Origin of the sequence: Peribacillus glennii, assembly GCF_003429105.1 — a bacterium.
GTDB classification, from domain to species: Bacteria; Bacillota; Bacilli; order Bacillales; family DSM-1321; genus Peribacillus; species Peribacillus glennii.
Window position 1 is genome coordinate 1 of record NZ_QVTD01000019.1, and the last position, 21124, is coordinate 21124.

Consider the following 21124-nt stretch of genomic DNA (forward strand, 5'->3'; position numbering starts at 1 on the left):
AAAACTTCTTCATCATATCGCCCCCTTTACGTCTAGTATAACGGGTGGGTAGCGAGAAATGATAGATGAATTTCTATAAATTTCCAGCGTTGTACTTGCCAGGGAATGTCGAACAGTGGGGTTTTCAGACCCCCTCGTCCGGTCGACGCCCCATGCTGATAAAATGTCCACTAATGTCCACTACTGCGGACATACACGGTACTAATCGTATTTTCTATAGCAGTTGTTTATAGCTCGGACGATTTCCATTATTACCGAATTATTCAGCCGTTTTTGCTCTTCAAAATATTCATAACGTTCTTCATCCGTTAGCTTCAGCAAATCCGAATGGACTATGACAGTTGTATTGCCATACTTATACGTTTTCGCATACGGTTTCTTTTCTTCCACGTTATCCCTCCTAAATACAGGTTATTACAGCGTTTTTATTAAACAGCAAAATAAATACATAAAGAACGCCACCCCGTTAAGAGTGACGTATTTATTTAACGCTTTAGCAACCGCCGCACCGGCGAATATTTATTATGTTTAGCACGCACATGCTCGCTGTCCATCTGAATGTATTTGCGTGTTGTCTTTATGTCCGCGTAATCGACGATTTTCTGAAGCGTAAATATCGCCGCCATTCAATATATAATTACGGCAGAATGTATGCCGGAACATGTGCGGATGCAGCCGCGGCATTCCGAGCCTCTTTTTTATCCTATACAGCCTGCGTCGAAACGCCTCCGCTGTGAACGGCTCACCATACGCATTCATAAATATGTCGTCGTTGCTGCCGAAATACTGGCGGCTTTCCTCGTGGAGTTGCACGAGCCGTTTCGCTATCTCCCGGCTGACCGGCACGTCCCGCCCCTTACGATTCTTTGCAATCTCCGAAGGAATAAACAATTCGCCCCGCTTTACGTCTACCTGTTCGATCGTGAGGCTTACCGCTTCATTTATGCGCAGGCCAGTATCCAGCAGGAGCAGAACTAGCGTTTTATCTCTCCATTCTGCGAATTGCTTTTCGTCGAAATATCCGAGTATCTTATCGACTTCAGCGTCAGTGAGCCCAGGCACCTCTTCCCCGCTGTCATCCTTTACTGGCTTCACCGTCTTCATTGCATTAGTGGGCGTCATGCCTTCCGCATGCCAAAACGTACACATCGTTTTAAGCGTGCGCAGACGCATATTTATCGTATTTACAGATAGCCCCACCTTAGTAAATTTGCGCCCTTCCGACCCTTCGTAGCGCGGCCTTTCAACGCGCAGATAAATTATGTAATCGCGAATAACCTCCGGCGTAAGCTCGTCAATGTTAAACCCTTCGCCCAGGAACGCCCTCAAGTACGAAACGTGCTGGCGATAATTTTCGACGGTTCTAGGTCGCACCCCTTCCGCTTCTTTTGCTTTGACGAAAATGTCCAACGCCTCGTCGATTGTGTATCGGGCGGAAGGTTGCTCCACCGGAAGCCGTCGCCCTTTGGCAGTAGCCGTTGCCCTCCTAACACCGCCTCTTTCGCTAATATAACCTCGTGCCACATCGTTGTGTCCCTCCGTTTTTTGTACTACGTTCAGCCTCGCGGGTGTGCTACGTACAAGCCGGAAAAACGAGAAAAACCGCATATGTCAACGTATATGTCACCGGATTGAGTTTCCGGGATAAATAGCGTGACAATGCGGTTTTAACGATTTTTAGCGTCCCAGATAGGAATCGAACCTACGACCTACAGCTTAGGAGGCTGTCGCTCTATCCTGCTGAGCTACTGGGACATAAATTTAAGTGATGTTGTAATTGAATCTTCATAATCATTAGCCTTACTTAAGAACTAACTTTTATATAATAACAAAACATGTGGTAGTTTTTCAATGGTTTTAACCAACATTTTTAAAATTATTTTATTATTGGTTGACGGTCGCTGTTTTGCATCACCTACACGTTTTAGGGGGATAAATAATGCATGACTTACTTGTCATTAAAGTACTGGAAAGGAAAAAACCAGTGGTTACAAAAAAAGGGGTGAAATAAATGGCTATGTGTCCGTTATGTAACGGATTTAAAGAATTGGAATTGTATTGCACTGTATGCGGCACAATGCTTAACGACTCCGGGAAAGTATCAGATTTTATGGACCCGTATGGCCATTATAATGATGAAGATACCGTAAAAATGGGGGATGGATATCAACAAACATCGACAGAAAATATTTGCCCTCATTTGATGTCATGTACAACTTGCAGCCATGATCAAGTTATATTTGTAAAAGAACAATAAATGAGCCGGTCAGATGACTGGCTCGAATTGCAGGCTGACTGTTTTAAAGTAACTATTATATCAGGAATATTTTATATTCCTCTGCTATCTCCGCCGCGAAGGCCTGCAGGATCGTTTGATCTATCAACAGAGCGTTCTGCAGGAATGGGAGATCGTTCGTAACCTACATTTTTGTTTCTATCTCTTCTATCTTTTTGCAAAAACTCCTTTTTGTCCATAGTCACATCCCCTTTTATCTTTTTTGATTTTCTCCGTTAGGTTTTTTTAGGGCTTTTAATTTCCACATTCCTGATTAGTGTGTGAAACTTCTGGTTACTCGGGGAAATTGGCCCCGTCTAAAGCTTCCCGGCTTGAACGGGCATTTTCTAGGCCTGATTTACTGAACGCATTATCGGTATCTAATTGGCGGTTGATCGGACCTCCACTTGTATCAATATCACCTTCTAAACGAGGAGTTGTTTCTTTTGATTCTTTTGCATATTCACCTTTCAACTTTTCCTGTGTCACTATTAGCCCTCCTTTCGTAAAGTCGTTTTTAATATTCACTAATCGCACGGTCGTCAAACATTCATTTGTTTACCATTACGGTGTTTGAGTTGTCAGTTCTGATATATTACGGTTTTTTATGGATAGACTAAAATTTGGAGGTGATTGAACTTGGAAAAGGATTTTCGGGAAGAGAAAAGCTATAAGGAAAATTTCCTGCAATTTAGGGGAAAGACCGAAGCAAACCAGCCAGTCCTGCAGCGAAACGAGTTAACCTCGAACCTTTCGATTTTCCCAGAAGACAATGGAGTTGATACTACAGCCGCAGATACGCAATAACCGCGGATGTTAATTCAATCTTCAAGCATACGAGGGAATCCAAAAGATGATTCCCTCTCAATTCCTGGAAAGCATTCATACTCTTAATGGCTTGATCCATGACAACGGTACAACAGATTTCCTTTTTTTATGAATCATCTCCTTCTAATCAGGAAAGATAAGCTAAAAGGAGGAGTATAAATGAGGCATTTACGCGCAGTTGCATTTAAGTTCCTTTCCACACTCGCGCTTTTGTATATTGTGCTTGGAATTACTTTTGGATTGTCAATAACCAGCGTCCTGCTAATCACGGTTACCCTGAATGTGATTGAATATATTGTTGGCGATTTGATCATTTTGCCCAAAACAAATAATACCGTTGCCACAATGGCCGATTTCGGATTAGCATTAATCCTGATATGGTTTATGGTCGATAACGTGGCAACCTTCAGAAATCCTTTTTATGGTGCACTTGTTGCCTCATTCGTTCTGGCGATGTTTGAGTATTTCTTCCATAAATACATGGCCAATAATGTCCTGTCAGCAGCAGATAACAATTCCCACCTGCATGGAAATTTGCAATTTCACACGGAAGCAGCCGAGGAGTTCCAGTTAAATACCAGTAAAGACAACAAGAATAAAAAAAATGATAACAACAGGTTACCCCGCATATAAGAAATTTGCAATGAGCCGCCGCCAGCAAGATTGCATCGGTGGTTTTTGCATTTTATAGCTTTTGTAGAACCTTCATGGAACAAATAAAAAAAGCTGCACAACACCGCAGCTTTCCTTTAGTTATGTTTTATTTATTTTTCATACTGCAGCCAGTCAGATCCGCCTATTTGATTGGACACGTCTATGATTTTGGTCTTGACCCTTTCAGCTTCAGCACCGGTCAATTTCACTGGCTGGTAATTATTCCGGTTACTAACCGACGAAATGGAGAATGGGACCACATCGATTTCTTTTTTATCCGAAAGTTCTCCATCTTGTATGTGGAACGTTTGCTGGAAAACAAAAGTATCTTTATCAATTGTGTTTCGATTTCCGCCGAACATAAAATTGCCTAGGCTGTATACGATAAATTTGCCCTTGTATTCCTCTATGCCCTGGACTACATGTGGGTGGTGGCCGAGAACTAGATCTGCCCCGCTATCGATGGTATAGCGTGCAAGGTTCCTTTGGGATTCGCTTGGGACATAACTTTTTTCAATGCCCCAATGAAAATGGACGAGGATGATTTTAACGCCTTGTTCCCTTAATTTTTCAATATCCTGTGACACTAAACTGCGTACTTCAGGGGTATCACTCCATCCCTCGTAGCCTAGAGCCCCTACTTTTATTCCTTTAATTGTTGTAACATAATGGTTCTCATAACCGAAATATCCTATCCCTTCCTTCTCCAAATTGTCCATCGTATCTTGGTATCCCTGTTCGAGGTAATCATGGATATGATTATTTGCCAGGTTCACCGATTCAATCCCGCCCATGGTCAATATCTTCGTATAGGAAGGATCCCCTTTAAAACGGAATGTTTTCTCCGTTTTTTTTGTCGCATGTGTGAATGTGGTCTCTAAATTTACAGTAGTCAGGTCGTCTTGTTGAAAAATATTATCCAGTTTTGCAACGAAGTAAGGAAGGCCATTGCTTTTAGCCTCTTGCGGGAATGAGCCTTGATAGGGGAAGCTTTCATCCGTACCGAGAGTAAAATCCCCTGCTGCGCTAACCTTAATAGTCGGATTGGTTTTTGGTTCTTTTGATTCGTTTTTACCAACAGGTTTTTGCGCAGGGTTTTGTTCAGGCTTTTGATTGCTTGCATTTTCTTCTTTTTCATTAAGTTTTGTGACGGCCGGTTCTGGCCTGGTGGTGAAATGGTTAAATATCAGCAGTCCAATGATGATAATAAAACCTGCAAAAATGACCCGCTTAACCGACTTTTTCAATCTCCTGCGTTTCCTGTACCTCTTCTCATTTCGATTCATATATTCACCGAAGACCCCTTTGACCTATTTTATAGTACAAAAATCATACTACAAAAACTGCCAGCATTCTACCATTTATTGCCTAGATTTACAGTTTTATATACACAAAGAGAATATTGAGCAATTTTGACAGGGAAATGATTTTAATTCATAAAAAAACATATGAATATCAATCATGCTTTTTTAGCCATAAAATCCAGGTCGAAATCTTTCCAAATAGGTTTGCTTTATGACGAAATTTTGTGAAAATTCCACCAATAAATGTTATGCTATGAAGAAGAAAATACACTGTAACACTTGAAACTGTACAAAACAGCTTAGCTCTACGTTTTTTACCGGTTTCAAGATAAATGATTTGAATGGGGTGCTGTTTTGGAAAGAAAGAATTTAGACGTGATAAATCACCTTAAAAACCTTACCGAGGGACATGTAATATATTTTTTCGAGGACGTAGAAGATTACTTAAAAAATGTTGTTGACTTTGTTATTTCCGGTTTGGAACAGAATCAGTATTCCATCATAATAGAAAATGACCGAATTAGTCCATTGTTGAAAAAAGTCTTTGAATCGATGTTGAATGAAAGTCAATTAAATAAAGTACGGTTCATCAATAATTTTGACTTCTATTTTGCCAAGGGAGATTTTGGATGTAATTCAATTTTCGAGTTTCTTCCGAGATTAATTGAAGGTTATGGAGAACAGGAATTTGCTGTCCGGAGCTGGGCTCATGTAGAATGGGGAGATGAACACGAAGTACCTAAAAAGTTATCAGACTCTGAAAAAGAAGCTGATGTAATTGTTAGTGAAAAAAGACTTCTCTCTGTTTGCGCCTATGATTCAGATAGGGTCAGCGAAGAGCTTAAGGTAAACCTTCTAACTCACCACAACTTTCTTATGAATAATCAGGGCAATAAACAAGAAAAACTTAATATTTCGTAGACAAGTATTTATTCGTTCATCATTATCAATTTTATTTGAAAATGAACCCGCAATTGCAGCAAAAACATCTCCAATACAAGTTAATATCCTTTTCATTGTTTTAGTTATAGTAGAATTAATTAATCATAAGTTTCACTAAGCCTTGTCCCACTAACCTGCCCCTTTAGCACAATAAGAACAAGCTGCAGAAATGCAGCTCGGGATCTTCAGCTCTTGCACCCTTTAGTATAAGTAAATATTTCACAATCTTATTTTATGGGTCTGTAAAAAGATAATGTAAAAATTTTATAATGAGGTAATAAATTTATACAATTTTTATAATGGAGAGTATGCTAAGACCCAGAATATATATAGGGTTACTAACTTTAAATGACGCTAAGGATGTTCTTCAGTTTGAAATCGATAATCAAGAATTTTTTCAAACCTATACCATGAAACGCCCTTCTGAATATTAGACGACAGATTTTCAGGAAAAACTAATTAATCAAAAGGGAAAAAAAGATATTGAATACATTTTTGGGATATTTAAAATTCATAACGATGCACTTATTGGAACTATTGGACTCTTTCCAATTTTACGCGATCCTTTACAGAATGCAATAATCGGTTACAGATTAAGCAAGAATCATAATGGTAAGGGTTTTTTAGAAAATGCAGGTTTTAAAAAAGAAGGGAATTTTAAGAGTAATGTTAAAATAAATGAAAAATGGGAAGATCATCAGGTTTTAGTAATAATAAATCCTAAAGAAAAACTTTTTATTTTGAAATTAGTCCACTCCCCTTTAAGGAGTGGATTTTTCATTTTGACTATAAAATAAAAGATTAAAAACAACAAAACATCTTATTAAACTAAGCCGCCCCTTTATTTTAAAAGAAAAACGTTCCTGCATAATACAGACCTTTACTTAAACCATCCGTTTTGTTGAACCAGCACCTTATTAAAATAACTTGGCCCTATTTCTCTTCCTCGACCTTAATGACCTTTCCTGTCCCTGCATCTACTTTCACATCAAATTCCTTTTGTTCTTGCGAAATTTCAATATCGTATAATAATATTCCGTTCTCTGTGTCGAGTTCACGATCGGTTACGATACCATTCACTTCTTTCAAGGCCGTTTCGACCGCGGCATCAACGCTTACTTTTGGCTTTTGCACTGTCTCTCTACGTGAGGAATCCTCATTTGTGCTATTGATATCGCCTTGCATGGATCCACCATCATCAAGCTCATCATCGTCATCGTCCTTTTCAACAGCAATGATTTTCCCTGTTGTCCCATCCAGTTCAACTTCGTTATACCCAGTGTCAGTCTTGACGGTCATTTCATATTGTACCTGTTTATAATCCCAATCCTTTTCCATTTTGGTTACGTCACCATCTAATTCTTTGCTGACAATGTCAGATGCCTCAGTTTCAGAAATCTTTAACATACTTTTCGCCGCATAGGCCGCCGTGCCTGCTGCCCCCAATACGATCAGCAAGAGAATTGAAGAGAGAGTGATGATTATTTTCTTTCTCTTTACAGCAGTTTCCCTTATCTTAAGCCATGCTTTTTCCATCCTGTATTCCTCCTTGTTTATCGATACTTCAAATATAAACAGGAAAAATAAAAGGAAGATGAAAGAAACATTAAAATTAGATGAGAATATTTAAGCATCAAATATAACCGCAGCCGAGGTTCCTTTTCCCTCCACACTCTTTATTTCCAGCTCTGCCCCTATGGCTTCTACCATGGATTTCGCAATCGACAATCCCAGCCCATTTCCTCCTGTCTTTCTGGAGCGGGAACGGTCCACCCGGTAAAAACGATCAAAAATGAAGGCTAAGTCCCTTTGAGAGATCCCAATGCCTTTATCCTCAACGATGATGGCAATCGAGTCATCCTGTTCTAGTTTGACGATTATTTCGTCACTGCTATATTTTAGAGCATTATCAAGGAGGATGATTAATATCTGTTCTAGTTTAGTCTTATCGGCAACCATATTTATTTCCTGCTGCGACGCATTGATCAGGATGGTTCGATTGGAAGCCCGTGATAATGGCTGAGCAACCTCCCGGCAAAACTGGACAGCCTCAAGTTCCTCTTTCTCAGTTTCATCCGCATGGCCCTGCGTGGCCGCTTCCAATAAGTGCCCGGTCAATGTCTTCATTCGCTGTGCCTCGTGTTGGATTGCTTCGACAGCTTCTTCCAATATCTTTTTATCCTTCATCCCCCAACGCCTCAACAGGCTGGCATAACTATCAATGATGGTCAGCGGTGTCTTTAATTCATGAGAGGCATCGGAAAGGAATTGCTGCTGCTTAGCATAATTGATTTCTAAGCGGTCCATCATCTTATTAAAGGTGACGGCCATCGCCTTCAATTCATCCTTAGAATCCTCGGCGTCAACGGGGATTGTTTTAAACGTACCATCCCTCTCAATTTCGCTCATCGTCCTGCTCATAATGGAAATGGGTGCAATGATTAATGTAGATAGCCATCTCCCCGCAACAACCGAAAGAATGAGAATGATGAGCGATGCTACCATTAATACTGTTGCAAGCAGTGACAAACCTTCGAAAACTGATTCCAGGCTGGTCCTTATTTCAATTGTGCCGATCAATTCACCATCAGCACGATACGGGAGGTGATAAATCAATCGTTCTTCGCGGACATCGAATTCTTCCTCCTTAACATGCCTGGGGGGGATGACCTCTGCATCATCTTCATCATCGGCATTCATATTTACAACTTCGCCTTCCAGATTAACAATGAAAACCGTGCCGTCCTCTGGAGTATAGGCGGTTAATATACTGGAACCGCCACCGAAAATCTCATTCTTTGAATGACTTTCCTTCAAAAGCGCCGCCTGATCCTCCAGCATTTCTTTTTCCCTCTCCAAAGAAAAACTGAAGAAAAGGAAGGCCAGAATTACATTTAACAATAGCAGCATCGCGAGTAAAAAAAGGCTCGAATATAATTGAATTTTTGTTCTAATCTTCATATCAAAGCTCCTTAATGCTGTATCCTACGCCCCGGTAAGTCTGTATCAGCGACTCATCACCTGCCGCGTCTATTTTCTTCCTTAAATAGCGGACGTAAACATCCACGACATTCGTCTCCCCTATATAATCGTACCCCCAGACATGGGTGAGGATTTGGTCGCGCGAAACGACCAAGTTTTTATTTTGAAGCAGGTAGGCTAACAGGTCGAATTCCCTGGCAGTAAGCTCAATCACTTTTCCCTCCTTCTGGACCTCCCTTGTAGGCAAGCCAAGGACGAGGCTGCCGGCGGACAGGCTATCTTGCTTTTCATTTGCTAATTTCGCTGTCGTAGGACTATTTCGCAGGCAGGCACGTATTCTCGCTAGCAATTCCTCCATATCAAATGGTTTGGTAATATAATCATGTGCACCAAGATCCAGCCCGCTGACCTTATCGGGAACCGCATCCCTGGCAGTCAACAGAATAACCGGAGTCGTTATTTCCTTATTCCTCAATCTTCTTAGAACCTCCAGACCATTTAAGCCCGGAAGCATTACATCAAGCAAAATGAGATCCCACTGTTCCTGCGCTCCAGTTGCAAGCCCCTCATTGCCATCAAAGACCGCCATCGTCCAATAACCTTCGCGGGTCAACTCCAGAGTCAAAATCCTGGCAATCTTTTCTTCATCCTCGACAATTAAAATGCGCTGTACCAATTCGAACTCCCCTTTCATTTGATGTAAGTGTACTTGATAAAAATTAAAATGGAATGAGAAAAGTATGCAACCAGAAAAAACGTGACGCTTTAAACACGGAATCAGCCACCCTTTCGGTTGCATCCCTTTGGGCCCCCATATGCACTGTTCTATAACTTTATTTTGATAAACACCCAATTAGGTTCTATGAAAAAAATTCAACAACAGCCGCAATTGCCATCATTGCCCCTTCAGCTAAATAAGAAGAACAACTGTTGAAGTCTTAAAAATGGCAACAAAAAAGGAATCTCAAATGTCCTCTGTCAAAACAGCATTTCCCTAATAGAGCTGTTGCATTTCCCCCGAAAAAGTTCCCTAAAGACTCAAACATTTTTTGATCAGCCTCCTCCTGCCCTTTAATTCAAAAAGTGAAAGTCTGCCTAAATCAGCTACCTATTTGCAACTAAATCAACGCCTAAAAACAAAATTAGACAGACAGACACAATCAAAATGACAAAAGCCGTATACAAACCAGAAGTTATCTCTATTCTTCCAAGTTTCCACCTTTTCTTTTTATCATCTGTAGGAAATATAATCTTGAACAAGATCGGAATGGTTAAGATAATCAAGAAGTTGAACATAGGAATAAATCAAGCTCATACAAGATCCTTGCAAATGTAACAGCAAGCAGGACAAGCATAACGTTGAAAAGAGTGAGTGTTACCATCTTCTTTAGCGATTATACGGTTCATGGAATCCTCCTCTATTCGATCAACTTTCTTTCCGGATCCGGTATTCATCTATAACATAAATACGACCTATTAATCTAATTTGTTTCAAAATTTATCTGCTATTCTTGTTTCAACTAACCTGCCCCGTTTGCCTATAAAGTCTTTTCGTTGAGACTTTATTTCTATAATCCAGTCAATACTTGCTCTTGTAATCCAATTTAATGGGAGGGAATTTATTTGTTATTATCTAACGCGTGGAAAACATATGAAGCTGATAAACGTATTGAGGGCTTCTCTTCATATACCTTAAAAGCATATGGGGTTCAAGCTAAGCTACTTATTAGTTATTTCGAAGATGCAAACATTAAAACTCTGAGCACAGAAAAAATTAAAGGAATACCTCTCCAATGGAGGTAATTTAAAACCATCAAGTATGGCACACAGAATACGGTTTTTGAAACTCATTATTCCGTTGGTGCTACGATGAAGGTCATTTATCCATCAACCCAGTTCCTAAGATTAAGGGTCCAAAAGTGGGCAAGAGAATCCCAAAGTTTCTATCCGAGAAGGAATTTGAGCTTTTGCGTGAGGCTTGTATTAGCCCGATGATTTGAGTTTATGTTCTCTACTGGTTGCAGAATCGGGGAAGTCGTTTCCTTACCTGCAATTGCATTAATTGGTCCAACCGTTCTGCAATCGTCAGGGGAAAGGGAGATAAGAAACGTGCAAGTCTATTTTAATATCCGAGCCGAGATTTGGCTTAAGCGATACATAGACAGCCGCCAGGATAAGGATCCAGCTATTTTTGTAACAGTGCGGCAGCCACACAGAATGAGTATTGCCCAAATGAGGTACGTCATAAAGCGCATCTCAGCTCGTGCGGGCATTAATAAGGAAATCCATCCCCACCAACTTAGACACAGTTATGCTACCCACTTATTAAACAATGGAGCACCTGTTGAAGTCATACAAAGTCTTTTGGGACACGAGAAGAGCGAAACCACTCGGATATATGCCCAATTAAGCGGAAAACTCAGGCAAGAATTTTACCAGAAGTATTACTAACAAAAAGTAATGATGCAAAGCGATTAATAAACATACTGCCAAGACGCACATCATTTAAATGCCAGAAACATATCAATCATTAAGTCTAGCCGAAAAAACTGTGAATGATAATATCTGCCATGATATGCGCAATCATTGCGTATTCAAGACCTTTTTTCCAATACAGAAAACCAGTGGCCACACCTAACATTGCATTTAGGACAATTGTCCGGAATACCAGCATAGCGGAAGGATCTGGTCCAAAGGCCCCGATGTGCCCTATTCCAAAATATATTGCAATCAGAAAAATTGCTGTAACATAAATCCAGGCTGGTTTCTTTTTAAAAATTATAGATAAAAGCCAAACGATAAGGGTAACTCCCCCAAAACGCATTAATACTTCCTCAGTGTAACCACCTTGAAAAACGGTCGATAATCCAATCAGAAAGTTCACATTTCCCACAGTAGGCAATTCGGCGATTTCTGGGACCATCGGTAAAAATATAAACTTATCGATCAGTAACACGAAAAAAGTGACAATGGCCCCTAATACAGCAGAGAAAAGCACTGTCTGTCTATTGAATTTTGCACCTGTATCCTTATACACCCAATTTCTGAGAATATCAGCTTTCAATCCGACTTTTGGACCGAGGTATAATCCAATCAAGGATGCAAGAAATGAGCCTACTGTTAAATTAATCATCATTAGTACCAAAAGCCTCGTCTGACTCATTTCGAGTCCAGCCGGTACTTTCAAGGCTATTGTGGTATAGGGCAAGGCAAAGATACAGCTAAAAAACGCAAAAATTGTCATAAAAAGCACTAGTTTGATATTCTTTCTTTTTGTCTTCATCAATACCGCCTCAACTTTCAAGTTTATTTGGCCCGCCATCGTCCTAGTTAAAATTTAGTAACAGCCATGTGGAGATTTTTTTTAATGCCTCATCGTTTAAAGGCTGTCTTAATGCTTCTTTGAACAATTTCCTGTTCTTCAGTATGCTTTTTGGTTCTGATTGATTCCTTAATCCGTGCTCCATATTTGGAATAATATGAAACTCGCTGTTTTCTTTCACCAAGCTGGGCAGTTCATTTAATACTTCACTATCTACCAGGGGATCCTTATCTCCATGCAAGACAAAAACAGGACAAGAAACCCTTTTCAAAGCTTCTCTAGTGTTATAGGCATTATGTTCACGGAACCACTTGGCAGGCTGTTTAAAGAAGTATTGGACCTTGATGGTATCTTGGCCTGAGTTCAGGATTTTCCCCATTAGCTTGTCGTATTTCTTTTCGTTTTTTTTATCTATCTGTAATTTACGGTTTAACCAGCCCTTGAACCCGGGCAGAGCGAACAATTCTTTATAAGCAAGCTGACGCTGCTTTTTCAGGGCTTCCATTAAGTTATCAACACCTCCGGATAATAGCATGATGCCTGCGGGATTGATTCTTTCACCAAGGGCTGTCGAAACGACCGCTCCTTCACTGTGTCCGCACACAATAATCTTTTCCTGGTCGATGGCAGGATGTGACCTGAGAAAATCAATTGATCTGCTTGCATCCTCCACTGAATCTGACAGTCCTGCAGCCAGCAAATCACCGTTGCTTTTACCGGTTCCCCGTTTGTCAAAACGAAAGGAAGCAAAGCCCAGGCCTGCAAAATAATGAGCTAATTCTTTGTATAAGTTCGTCGGGTACTTCCCTTTCCGATCATTCCCATCCCGGTCTATCGGCCCGGAACCCGGGATCAGTAAAATTGCCGGATATTTCCCATCGCCTTCCGGAATGGTAAGTGTACCGTGGATAGGAATGGTGCCTTTAACAATGATTTCTTTCTCCAAAATAAAACCCTCCATTAACAATTTATTATTTTCGGGATTCCGGTATAATGATGGTTGCCCAATTTCTAGCCTTACGATCGGGTGCCGGTTCATTTAAAGCTGCGTCCTGTATTAATTTGCCGATTTTTTGAACCATTTCCATAAATTCTGTATCTGATAAATAGAGATTTGCCATTCTGTAGCTGACGCCATCCCTAACCAAATCGATATCTTCCTGATTCAAATAATTTTCGTAAACTCCCGCTAGTTGGGCTGCGAAGGTTAGAAATAATTCCAAGTGCTCTTCTCTGGATAAGTTTAAAAATTCCTGCTGCGAACTGACGGATTGCTCCTTTAAGGCATATACTTTTTCCACTGTCCCCCTAATGTGGTTTTCTTGTACAACCTCAATCACCTCTGCCTCATGAAGTTTGCCCAGGTGCCGATATAAGGTGGCCTGCGGAACATCCTTTATTCGCGCAACTAATTGTTGTACGGTTAATTCTTTCCCTCCAACAAGGGACTGGATGATCTTCATTCGCACAGGGTGAAGGATTAATTTGATCTTTGATTGTGCCATGTAGAACCTCCTTGTTTTTTGTTAGCATTATTATCATTCTCAATAATGATAATAATATATAAAACGATAATAGTCAATCTCTTATTAATTATTAACCATGACATGATTAGATTTTGAGCAATATACATAATCTCGTCAAACATACAGGAGAGTAGAACTATGACATTTTATGGTTTTATGTTATTGCTGCACATGATTGCGGCAGTTTGTGGTTTGGGTGCGACTTTTGCACTCCCTATCCTAATGAATATGCCAAAAACCGTACCTGAAGCACAATTTGCTTTTACTGTTAATGCCGGAATTGAAAAGCTGGCCAAGATCGGCAGCATTACCCTGCTTGCTACCGGACTTATATTAAGGGCTATAGAGCCAAGTTTATTCACACAGATTTGGTACATTTCTTCCCTTGTTATTTAAATGGCGACCCAACCGGTTGTATCCTAATTCTTTCAAAGAAAATGGCTGAGCAAAAGGCAATCCTAGATTTCCATGAGGGGGACAATCTGCCGGAATCGTATATCCAAATTGGCAAGCGCCTTATAATACTTTCACCCATATCGCTGCCGTTATTATGATCATCTTAATGACGATTAAACCTTTTTAGCCAGAGGGGCCCATCCTCTCAATTGTTTTTTCTATTTCTTTTATCCACAAAAAAATGCTTTAACTGCCAAGGCGCCAAGGGGATTGCTGCATTATACATCGTCATATACTGCTTGCGCTCACATAGGTACATTTGGGTACGGAACAGGATAATGTGTTCATAGCTTGTCAAAACGTATCAAATATATAGATATGTGTGAGTGTAGACTCGCCCTTTTCGTTAACATTCTTGACAGCCGCAGTTGTCACGCTCCAATTCTTTAAATCTAAATGATGGTAAAGTGATATGACTTAAAGCACTTCCGGGTAATCAGTTTAACTCCTATTTACGTCCTATAAAAAAACGCCTACCCATTGGATAAATGCTCTGATATGATATTAATATTATCCATGATCCATAAGATAGGGTGAAAAAATGTATAAAAGGTTTGATAAAATTGATTGGATTTTACTTGCGTTGGCATTTGGGGTTGGACTTCTGTTGATTTTCTTAGGCTACGCTGAAAAAGGACTGCATTATATCCCGGCCATACTGTTTTGGATTGTTACATGGATTCGGGATACTAACAAGAAAAAAAGCAAAGCAAAATCACCAGAAAAAAATTCACACAAAAAGGACCACAACTGATTTAAAATTTACAGTAGGTGATTGACTGAGGAAACAATAAAAAATAACGGCAATGATGCCACTATTGTGTATGACTACAAAGAGTATCCCAATATCAATATTGGACGTTTCGACAACTGTAGTTATACGCTATTGAAAAATTCAGCTAAAGAATTATAAATTCATACGTGAATGCCGGACTGAGGAATAAAAAAAGCATATGATTAACAGTTGTTTGTAAATAAAAAGCCAAATAATAGGCTTGGCCACCTATTAGGCTTTTTTATGACGTTGTTCAATCTAATCCCCCCTTTTTATAAAGAGTTGTAAGATCACTTCATGACACTGGAGGAAAATGGCTGGAATATCACCGGCTTAATACTGTCGAAGTGACCGCCTATTTCACACTATTTACTGCCCAATTTGTCCCCATGAAATTTTATCATCGCCTCACCGCCCCCATATACACGCTCATATGTGTCTCGGTTCATGCCCATAATGTCTCACTCAAATGGTAGCCTAAAATGTCATAGGGATTTCTATACTGTTCTAAAATAGTATTAGCCTCCTGTTCTTCTTCTGTTATCCATCCGTTCTCCTTTTCTTGTTTGATGAATTCAGGAAAAGGTTTTTCTTAAGATTTTGACCCGCTGCAATAAACATTTGGCGATTGCTCATTAACCACCTGTCTAATTCTACACTTCCTATAAACTGCGTTTAAGAAAGGCGTTTCCAGCAGCATGAAAAAGCTAGTTGTGATATTTCTCCATGAAATATTACGTTCTCGTTTTGACTTTCCAATCTTAAAAAAACATCCATACTCCTGATTAAATGTTTAATATCAGTTATTATTCATTTAATCAATTTCCACTCCTCACCTGTCCTATATTTCAGCATTAAAATAATTATTTCCTTTATCGCCTACCAATTTGATAACCATTCTGTTATAACAGCAGATTTCATGGACAATATAATAATCAAGCAATATAAGGAGGAATGCATAATGGATCAAAGTCAATCCAAAACCAATCAATCACCACCTATGAAAAACGAAATGGTCGAAGAATCGCAAAAGAGGGCAACGGAATTTGACTTACTGGAAAATTTTGGCGCATCTGGACAGCCTGAAGTTATTGATGAATCAGGGGTTGGGCCAGAAAGCCAGACAAGACGAAATGAGGCATTGGTGAATATGCCAGATGATTTATAAAAAACTCTCTATCGTAGAGGGCCATTAAATATATTTTACGAAGGATGGGATTCTTAACAATCCTGCCTTCGTATATATTTTCCGTTTCATTAGCCTCCATTGGTCCCCCTCCGGAAATTTCTTTCTATCCAATTAGGAAGCATATTATTTAAGGTATTTTGTAAGAAAGTACAAAAACCCACCCGCGTGGTTCTGTTGATCAGCTGCTGCTCGGCGAAATGCCTTTTTATTTATCGATCAACCGCTTCATCTGAAAATTCTAAGTAGAGGTCACTGTTTGCCACTCAATAAAGTTCAGCACATTCTTCATAATTTTAGGTTGAGGTAATCTCCCAGTCAGATTGTTATATATCTGAGCCAACTTGGGATGATGATGGAGTAAAAGCACATACAAAAAAAAACCAACATTACATGAATGCTGGCTTTTAGGAGTGAACTTGCTTATTATCTAATATTACCTGATCAGGCAGCTGGTTGTGTTGGTTCAGTAGCTGGTTCAGTTGGTTCAGTAGCTGGTTCAGTAGCTGGTTCAGTTGGTTGTTCCGTTGGCTGTGTTGGATCATCTTCCGGTTTTGGAGCAGAAGCCTCTTTTGCTAATGTTTTAACGCGTGCAATTTCATTCGCCGCCAATTTCTGAAGTTCTTTAGACTTAACAGCTAATTCATCCAATTCAGCAGTAATTGATTTGTATTTTTTCTTATATGAGGCTATCTGTTTGTCAAATGCTCGAAGCTTATTAATTTCTGCATTAAGTTTGCCTTTGTAGCTGTTATATTTAGAGGCTGCAGTCTTCTTGCTTAATTCCTTATCAATTGTTCCATCCTCATTAACACCGAAATACGTATTTATAGACTTTGTAAGACTATTTATAGTAGATTCTGACGCGTTCACACGTTTTTCTAGGCTTTTTCCAACCTTTGATTTAATAACAACTTTTTTCGTAGTTACCTTTTTTCTCTTCTCTTCTTTACCAGTGGACTTATCTTCTTTATCAGCAGACTTATCTTCCTCGTGCCCTTTAGCAGGTTTCGCTTGTGGTTTACCGTTTTCTGGCCCTTTCGCACTTGCAAAAGACACTGAACCAAAAATCAATGTTAATGCAAATAAACTACTTAATACTTTTGAAAACCACTTAGTTTTCATTACCTTTTCCTCCTCTTGGTAACGGCAGCTGGCTGGCATAGATGAAAATCCTTAGCCCCGATAGCTTTGTGACATCAAGTTTTCTTGATTGTACCTTCTTGTTATGTTCCTTAATTACTTATCGGTTTAAAGTACAAAAAGTTAAGACAAATTTTTTAATCTTATTTTCCTACTGTTTTTTAATTTTTTTTTCCTTGAGAAATTAAATAAGAGTCAATACCTTGTTTTAGGTATGGAAGCTTTCAAGTAACTACCCGTCTTCCCACTGATTAGAGAAAGCTCGTGTCGATTATTTTTAGTTAAAGTTAAAGTGGGCCTATTGTTGCCAAAGGTCCCTCAATTCTAAAGCCTGATGTTTCGGAAATCTCTGTAACTTCAGTAAGCTGGCGTCCCTGGTAACGCACCAGTCTTTATATTGAATGGTGAGATATCCCTGAGATCATAATCCTGTTCATATATGAAAGGACTGCATAAAGATCTCCCCATCTAGGAAATGCCCTAAAAGGGGTTCTTCTAGCTTTTTTCCCTTATTGGTGAGCCTATAGCATTTTCAATTATCAACTTCGAAGCATATACAAATGACATTTTGAATTAATTGTGGGTATTTCGTGGGGACCCATCAGTTCGGACAGCAACAACTCGATTCCAATCAGCACTCATACCTTTCACCTTATCTAAGAATTTGGTATATCCTTTTGATTTTATGAATAGAAACCCACGTTCACCCTATCGGCAAAACATACCATTTGACTTTCAAGATATGTGTCAATCAGCCTCCAGAGGAGTCGGGTTCTGGGAGAGGATCAAAGAGATTTCTGGAGTTTATTTGGGTAAAAGACTTCTTGAGGAAGTGATTGATTAGTTGAAGATAACAAATAACCCACTGAATAATTGACAGTGGGTATTCTTTATTTAATAAAAGTCAACTTGTACTCCAAGGGTTAATTGTTGGGAGATTATTCCGATAAAAATAATGACTATTACGAATTTCGCTACATAGTGAACCGAAGGAGAGAGAGATTTGAAGAAATTATTTAAAATCATTCTAGCGTTTTTATTTTTATTTAGTGCTGCACTCCCTTTTGCTAGTGAATCAGCGGAAGCAGCAATAAAGAAGGTTAGTTACCTACGGGATAAAAGCAAAATATATGTTGAGGATTGGAGTGGTCAAGGTACAATATTTACAAAGAAATACACTGGGAAATTCACAAAGTATGATTACAAGGATTTTTATCAATGGACAGATGTTAAACAGCGTGATTGGTATAGTCTTGAGAAAGAAACAAAAGATGGACTATATCACGGCGGTTCATATGCCTACGAGTTTAAGAAAAAAGTCTTGGCATACCCAATTAAAAAGAATAAAAAGTGGAAAAATAAACATATAAATGCTGATACTTCTTTGTCCGGATATGATACTTTTACCATCATATCAACAAATCGAACTATAAAAGTTAAAGCTGGCACTTTTAAAAATGTTATTCAAGTAAGAGAAAGTGAAGAGGTACCTTACGTTACATCATATTATGCAAAGGGTGTTGGACTTATCTTGAAAGAATATAATGAAACTAAATCAAAAAAAAGAAAAGTATATGAGCTGATTAAAATTAAAAAATAAGCTTTTAATAAGTATGTGTCATTTGGGCATATCCTTTTAATATTAAGTGACTTTTGTCGAGATTATTCATAATAGGATAAGTATAAAAAAGGTGGAGAAAAAGATTTTTGGAAGTTTCTTTTCCGTTTAAACCAGCATTGATAGAGAGGAACGGTTTTCATTACTGCTGCTATAGGCTTATTTCTGTCAGAATGTTTGTCTCGCTCTATAGGGTCAGTCCTTTCTGTCATCCAATGGTGTTTATTATATTGATGCAGGGCAACAGTCAAAGCACATTGATGGTTATCAAGATGTAACGCCATCTCATGCCTGGTTTCAAGATCATGAATGGAACAAAGTGCTAGTTACAGATATTACATATCTGCCGACAATGAAGAATTGTTTCGCCCCGTTGAAATCTATATTTATTTTTACAACTATAAACGTTTCCAAAAACGACTCAGCCACCTAGCACCGACTGAATATCGATGCCAGATGGCTGCATAGTCTTTTTTAGCTGTCTACTTGACAGGGGTAAGTCCAGGTTGGCTAATTTCTATTCCGCTCTTTTTTGTATTTTTAAAAATATCTCAATAATTAATTTGGATAATATAAATATGAAACAGTATAACAGAAACAAATAAAAGTAATTCATTCCCTTGTTTAGTTCAAACAAATTAGCACTATCTAACAATGGCTTTAGCCCGAAGGCTATTATTATTGACAACCCAATTGAATATAAATAGAAATTTTTATTGTAATTCAACGTCCATTGATAAACCAATAAAAAAGCAACTGGGATTAACGAACTGTCTAACGAAAAGCTGAAAGGGAAATACGGTGTAAGATAATAAGGGTACGTCCAATATCCATGCCTTACACCAATAGAGTCTATATAAGTAAACCACACATGAATGTTAAATCCATAAAATAAAATCAGAAAAAGCTTATCTTTTCTTTTATCTATTGCAAAATATAAGACAATTAAAGGGATAACCAGCATAAGTAACATGACCCAGAATTGCCAAGAGTCAATATTTGAGTGTAAAAACCAATATTCTTCTTGAAGATGGGTAACCTCTTCCTGCATCGAATTTATCTTTTTAAAAAACTGTTCTTTTCCCACTCAATTATGCACCTCGCGTTTTTTATTCCGTTGCTATAAATTTCCCCTAATCATCATATGTCTATACTTGTATCCTTCTTGAAAAAGCTAAAAAAACTTGGATGGCATCATCCAAGTTTTCTTGTTATCTTTTATGTTATTCGGGAATTTGAAATAATTTTACTGTTGACTTCTACGAATGTTATTCAACAACAGCCCCTTTATTTGTATAAGGGTTTAATTTAAATGGTCTGGATGGGCTTGTGGATTTGAATTATTAATTTCTTCAAAAATATTCCCCTTTTGTGTTTTATTTTGGTCTGCACTTTGTTGTGCTGAGAAATACAAACCCAAGATTTTCCTAAATTCACCCACTGTTAAAGGCTTCGCATTTTCAGACAATTCATAACCTAGCAGTCCATTAGGTTCAATGGTTGCGGTTTTGACATCCTCAATTTTTGATATTCCCTGATTTCGCATCCTCATTTCCAATTGGTCAACGGTTAGACGTAACTTCTTTAGGTTCTGAATATTCATTTTGCCATTCTCGATAACTATTTTAGATTTACCCGTAATAAAAGTTTCGAAAATGTTAAATTTAAGCTGTAAATATTCAAGAATGATAATTGAGACTACAAAGATACTCGCACCAACGATAGCCTTTATTACACTTTTTTCTACGATAGGTTGAACTATAATTGTTCCAATAGATATCATAGCTACTGTTTGAGATAGGGTCATCTGTGAAATAGATTTTCTTCCAGATATTCTTAACAATACAATACCAGCTACAATTAATAAAAAAGATTTCCAAATAAACGACAAATCCATGTGTTCAACCTCCGATTTATCAATTCACAGATAATATCCCCCCCATGCATTTTTTGTATTCTTATTTAACTAAGACTGCCTGGCAGTTAAAGAAGAAAGTTAAATTTAATGAACTTTCTTTCCATTAGTGGTTATAGACGGATGTATATAAATTTAAGAATGTAAAAGCCCTTTGATATGATATATGAGTTTAACCGACAAGCAGTTGACCCTTGT

24 protein-coding genes, 1 tRNA gene, 1 pseudogene and 1 riboswitch are annotated in these 21124 nt (G+C 38.6%); of the genes and pseudogenes, 11 read left to right on the forward strand and 15 right to left on the reverse strand.

Translation table 11 applies throughout. From position 1 onward, the window contains the following. Nucleotides 1–201: 201 nt before the first annotated feature. The 3 genes from D0466_RS19775 to D0466_RS19785 all read right to left on the reverse strand — a co-directional run bounded on the left by D0466_RS19775 (nt 202) and on the right by D0466_RS19785 (nt 1755). Nucleotides 202–390 (reverse strand): hypothetical protein, encoded by a 189-nt coding sequence (locus tag D0466_RS19775; RefSeq protein ID WP_117324245.1) that lies wholly within the window; start codon nt 388–390, stop codon nt 202–204. 138 nt (nt 391–528) lie between these two features. Continuing rightward, nucleotides 529–1608 (reverse strand): tyrosine-type recombinase/integrase, encoded by a 1080-nt coding sequence (locus D0466_RS23395; protein ID WP_117324246.1) that lies wholly within the window; start codon nt 1606–1608, stop codon nt 529–531. A gap of 73 nt (nt 1609–1681) precedes the next feature. Then, nucleotides 1682–1755, reverse strand: a tRNA-Arg gene (locus D0466_RS19785). 256 nt (nt 1756–2011) lie between these two features. Here D0466_RS19785 and D0466_RS19790 point away from each other — a divergent pair. Next, complete coding sequence (locus D0466_RS19790; protein WP_117324247.1) at nt 2012–2257, forward strand: hypothetical protein; 246 nt, start codon at nt 2012–2014, stop codon at nt 2255–2257. Nucleotides 2258–2328: 71 nt separating this feature from the next. Here the strand turns inward: D0466_RS19790 and D0466_RS22370 are convergent, their stop codons facing one another. Together D0466_RS22370 and D0466_RS19795 are read right to left on the reverse strand one after the other, a co-directional pair. Further along, nucleotides 2329–2475 carry a hypothetical protein gene (locus D0466_RS22370; protein WP_158555969.1) on the reverse strand — a complete coding sequence of 49 codons (147 nt, stop codon included), beginning with the start codon at nt 2473–2475 and terminating at the stop codon, nt 2329–2331. Between the two features lie 94 nt (nt 2476–2569). Further along, complete coding sequence (locus D0466_RS19795) at nt 2570–2764, reverse strand: hypothetical protein (RefSeq protein ID WP_117324248.1); 195 nt, start codon at nt 2762–2764, stop codon at nt 2570–2572. A gap of 150 nt (nt 2765–2914) precedes the next feature. Between D0466_RS19795 and D0466_RS22375 the strand changes: the two genes are divergently transcribed. Both D0466_RS22375 and D0466_RS19800 read left to right on the forward strand, forming a co-directional pair. Then, nucleotides 2915–3082, forward strand: a complete 168-nt coding sequence (locus D0466_RS22375; protein ID WP_158555970.1) for a hypothetical protein — start codon at nt 2915–2917, stop codon at nt 3080–3082. A 180-nt stretch (nt 3083–3262) separates the two neighbouring features. After that, entirely contained in the window at nt 3263–3736 is a 474-nt protein-coding gene (locus D0466_RS19800; protein ID WP_117324249.1) for a YndM family protein, read from the forward strand. A 131-nt stretch (nt 3737–3867) separates the two neighbouring features. Here D0466_RS19800 and D0466_RS19805 read toward each other — a convergent pair whose 3' ends face one another. Further along, entirely contained in the window at nt 3868–5043 is a 1176-nt protein-coding gene (locus D0466_RS19805) for a CapA family protein (protein WP_117324250.1), read from the reverse strand. A gap of 372 nt (nt 5044–5415) precedes the next feature. On the opposite strand from D0466_RS19805, the gene D0466_RS19810 reads away from it, so the two are divergent. Beyond that, on the forward strand, nt 5416–5982 hold the full coding sequence (locus D0466_RS19810; protein WP_117324251.1) for an MEDS domain-containing protein: 567 nt from the start codon (nt 5416–5418) through the stop codon (nt 5980–5982). A 954-nt stretch (nt 5983–6936) separates the two neighbouring features. On the opposite strand, the gene D0466_RS19820 is transcribed toward D0466_RS19810, so the two are convergent. The 3 genes from D0466_RS19820 to D0466_RS19830 form a co-directional block, all read right to left on the reverse strand. Further along, nucleotides 6937–7539, reverse strand: coding sequence for a PepSY domain-containing protein (locus tag D0466_RS19820; RefSeq protein WP_117324252.1), 603 nt, complete (start codon nt 7537–7539; stop codon nt 6937–6939). 90 nt (nt 7540–7629) lie between these two features. Beyond that, a complete protein-coding gene (locus D0466_RS19825; protein ID WP_117324253.1) occupies nt 7630–8964 on the reverse strand; it encodes a sensor histidine kinase in 1335 nt (444 codons plus the stop codon). Between the two features lies 1 nt (nt 8965). Next, nucleotides 8966–9661, reverse strand: coding sequence for a response regulator transcription factor (locus D0466_RS19830; protein WP_233522743.1), 696 nt, complete (start codon nt 9659–9661; stop codon nt 8966–8968). A 947-nt stretch (nt 9662–10608) separates the two neighbouring features. Here D0466_RS19830 and D0466_RS19835 point away from each other — a divergent pair. Then, nucleotides 10609–10788, forward strand: a complete 180-nt coding sequence (locus tag D0466_RS19835) for a hypothetical protein (RefSeq protein ID WP_233522745.1) — start codon at nt 10609–10611, stop codon at nt 10786–10788. A gap of 201 nt (nt 10789–10989) precedes the next feature. Continuing rightward, nucleotides 10990–11436: a tyrosine-type recombinase/integrase gene (locus D0466_RS19840; RefSeq protein WP_117324254.1), complete on the forward strand. Its 447-nt coding sequence runs from the start codon at nt 10990–10992 to the stop codon at nt 11434–11436. Between the two features lie 85 nt (nt 11437–11521). On the opposite strand, the gene D0466_RS19845 is transcribed toward D0466_RS19840, so the two are convergent. Genes D0466_RS19845 through D0466_RS19855 form a run of 3 tightly spaced genes read right to left on the reverse strand, consistent with a single transcriptional unit; the run spans nt 11522 to nt 13812 of the window. After that, nucleotides 11522–12268: a CPBP family glutamic-type intramembrane protease gene (locus D0466_RS19845; protein WP_158555971.1), complete on the reverse strand. Its 747-nt coding sequence runs from the start codon at nt 12266–12268 to the stop codon at nt 11522–11524. Nucleotides 12269–12311: 43 nt separating this feature from the next. After that, nucleotides 12312–13253, reverse strand: a complete 942-nt coding sequence (locus D0466_RS19850) for an alpha/beta hydrolase family protein (RefSeq protein WP_158555972.1) — start codon at nt 13251–13253, stop codon at nt 12312–12314. A gap of 25 nt (nt 13254–13278) precedes the next feature. Further along, a complete protein-coding gene (locus D0466_RS19855) occupies nt 13279–13812 on the reverse strand; it encodes a helix-turn-helix domain-containing protein (RefSeq protein ID WP_117324257.1) in 534 nt (177 codons plus the stop codon). Nucleotides 13813–13971: 159 nt separating this feature from the next. Between D0466_RS19855 and D0466_RS23145 the strand changes: the two genes are divergently transcribed. The 3 genes and pseudogenes from D0466_RS23145 to D0466_RS19870 all read left to right on the forward strand — a co-directional run bounded on the left by D0466_RS23145 (nt 13972) and on the right by D0466_RS19870 (nt 16232). Then, nucleotides 13972–14229: a DUF2269 family protein gene (locus tag D0466_RS23145; RefSeq protein ID WP_233522747.1), complete on the forward strand. Its 258-nt coding sequence runs from the start codon at nt 13972–13974 to the stop codon at nt 14227–14229. An 835-nt stretch (nt 14230–15064) separates the two neighbouring features. After that, a pseudogene (locus D0466_RS23150) lies at nt 15065–15233 on the forward strand (hypothetical protein). Between the two features lie 792 nt (nt 15234–16025). Next, nucleotides 16026–16232, forward strand: a complete 207-nt coding sequence (locus D0466_RS19870) for a hypothetical protein (protein ID WP_117324259.1) — start codon at nt 16026–16028, stop codon at nt 16230–16232. 462 nt (nt 16233–16694) lie between these two features. Here the strand turns inward: D0466_RS19870 and D0466_RS23155 are convergent, their stop codons facing one another. Beyond that, a complete protein-coding gene (locus tag D0466_RS23155; protein WP_117324260.1) occupies nt 16695–17375 on the reverse strand; it encodes a hypothetical protein in 681 nt (226 codons plus the stop codon). A gap of 20 nt (nt 17376–17395) precedes the next feature. Further along, a riboswitch (cyclic di-GMP riboswitch) is annotated at nt 17396–17480 on the reverse strand. A gap of 916 nt (nt 17481–18396) precedes the next feature. Between D0466_RS23155 and D0466_RS19885 the strand changes: the two genes are divergently transcribed. After that, a complete protein-coding gene (locus D0466_RS19885; RefSeq protein ID WP_117324261.1) occupies nt 18397–18993 on the forward strand; it encodes a hypothetical protein in 597 nt (198 codons plus the stop codon). A gap of 327 nt (nt 18994–19320) precedes the next feature. After that, complete coding sequence (locus tag D0466_RS23725) at nt 19321–19479, forward strand: IS3 family transposase (protein WP_117324262.1); 159 nt, start codon at nt 19321–19323, stop codon at nt 19477–19479. Between the two features lie 49 nt (nt 19480–19528). Here D0466_RS23725 and D0466_RS19900 read toward each other — a convergent pair whose 3' ends face one another. Together D0466_RS19900 and D0466_RS19905 are read right to left on the reverse strand one after the other, a co-directional pair. After that, nucleotides 19529–20098 carry a CBO0543 family protein gene (locus tag D0466_RS19900; protein WP_233522749.1) on the reverse strand — a complete coding sequence of 190 codons (570 nt, stop codon included), beginning with the start codon at nt 20096–20098 and terminating at the stop codon, nt 19529–19531. Between the two features lie 216 nt (nt 20099–20314). After that, nucleotides 20315–20902 (reverse strand): DUF421 domain-containing protein, encoded by a 588-nt coding sequence (locus D0466_RS19905; RefSeq protein ID WP_199484596.1) that lies wholly within the window; start codon nt 20900–20902, stop codon nt 20315–20317. Nucleotides 20903–21124: the final 222 nt, after the last annotated feature.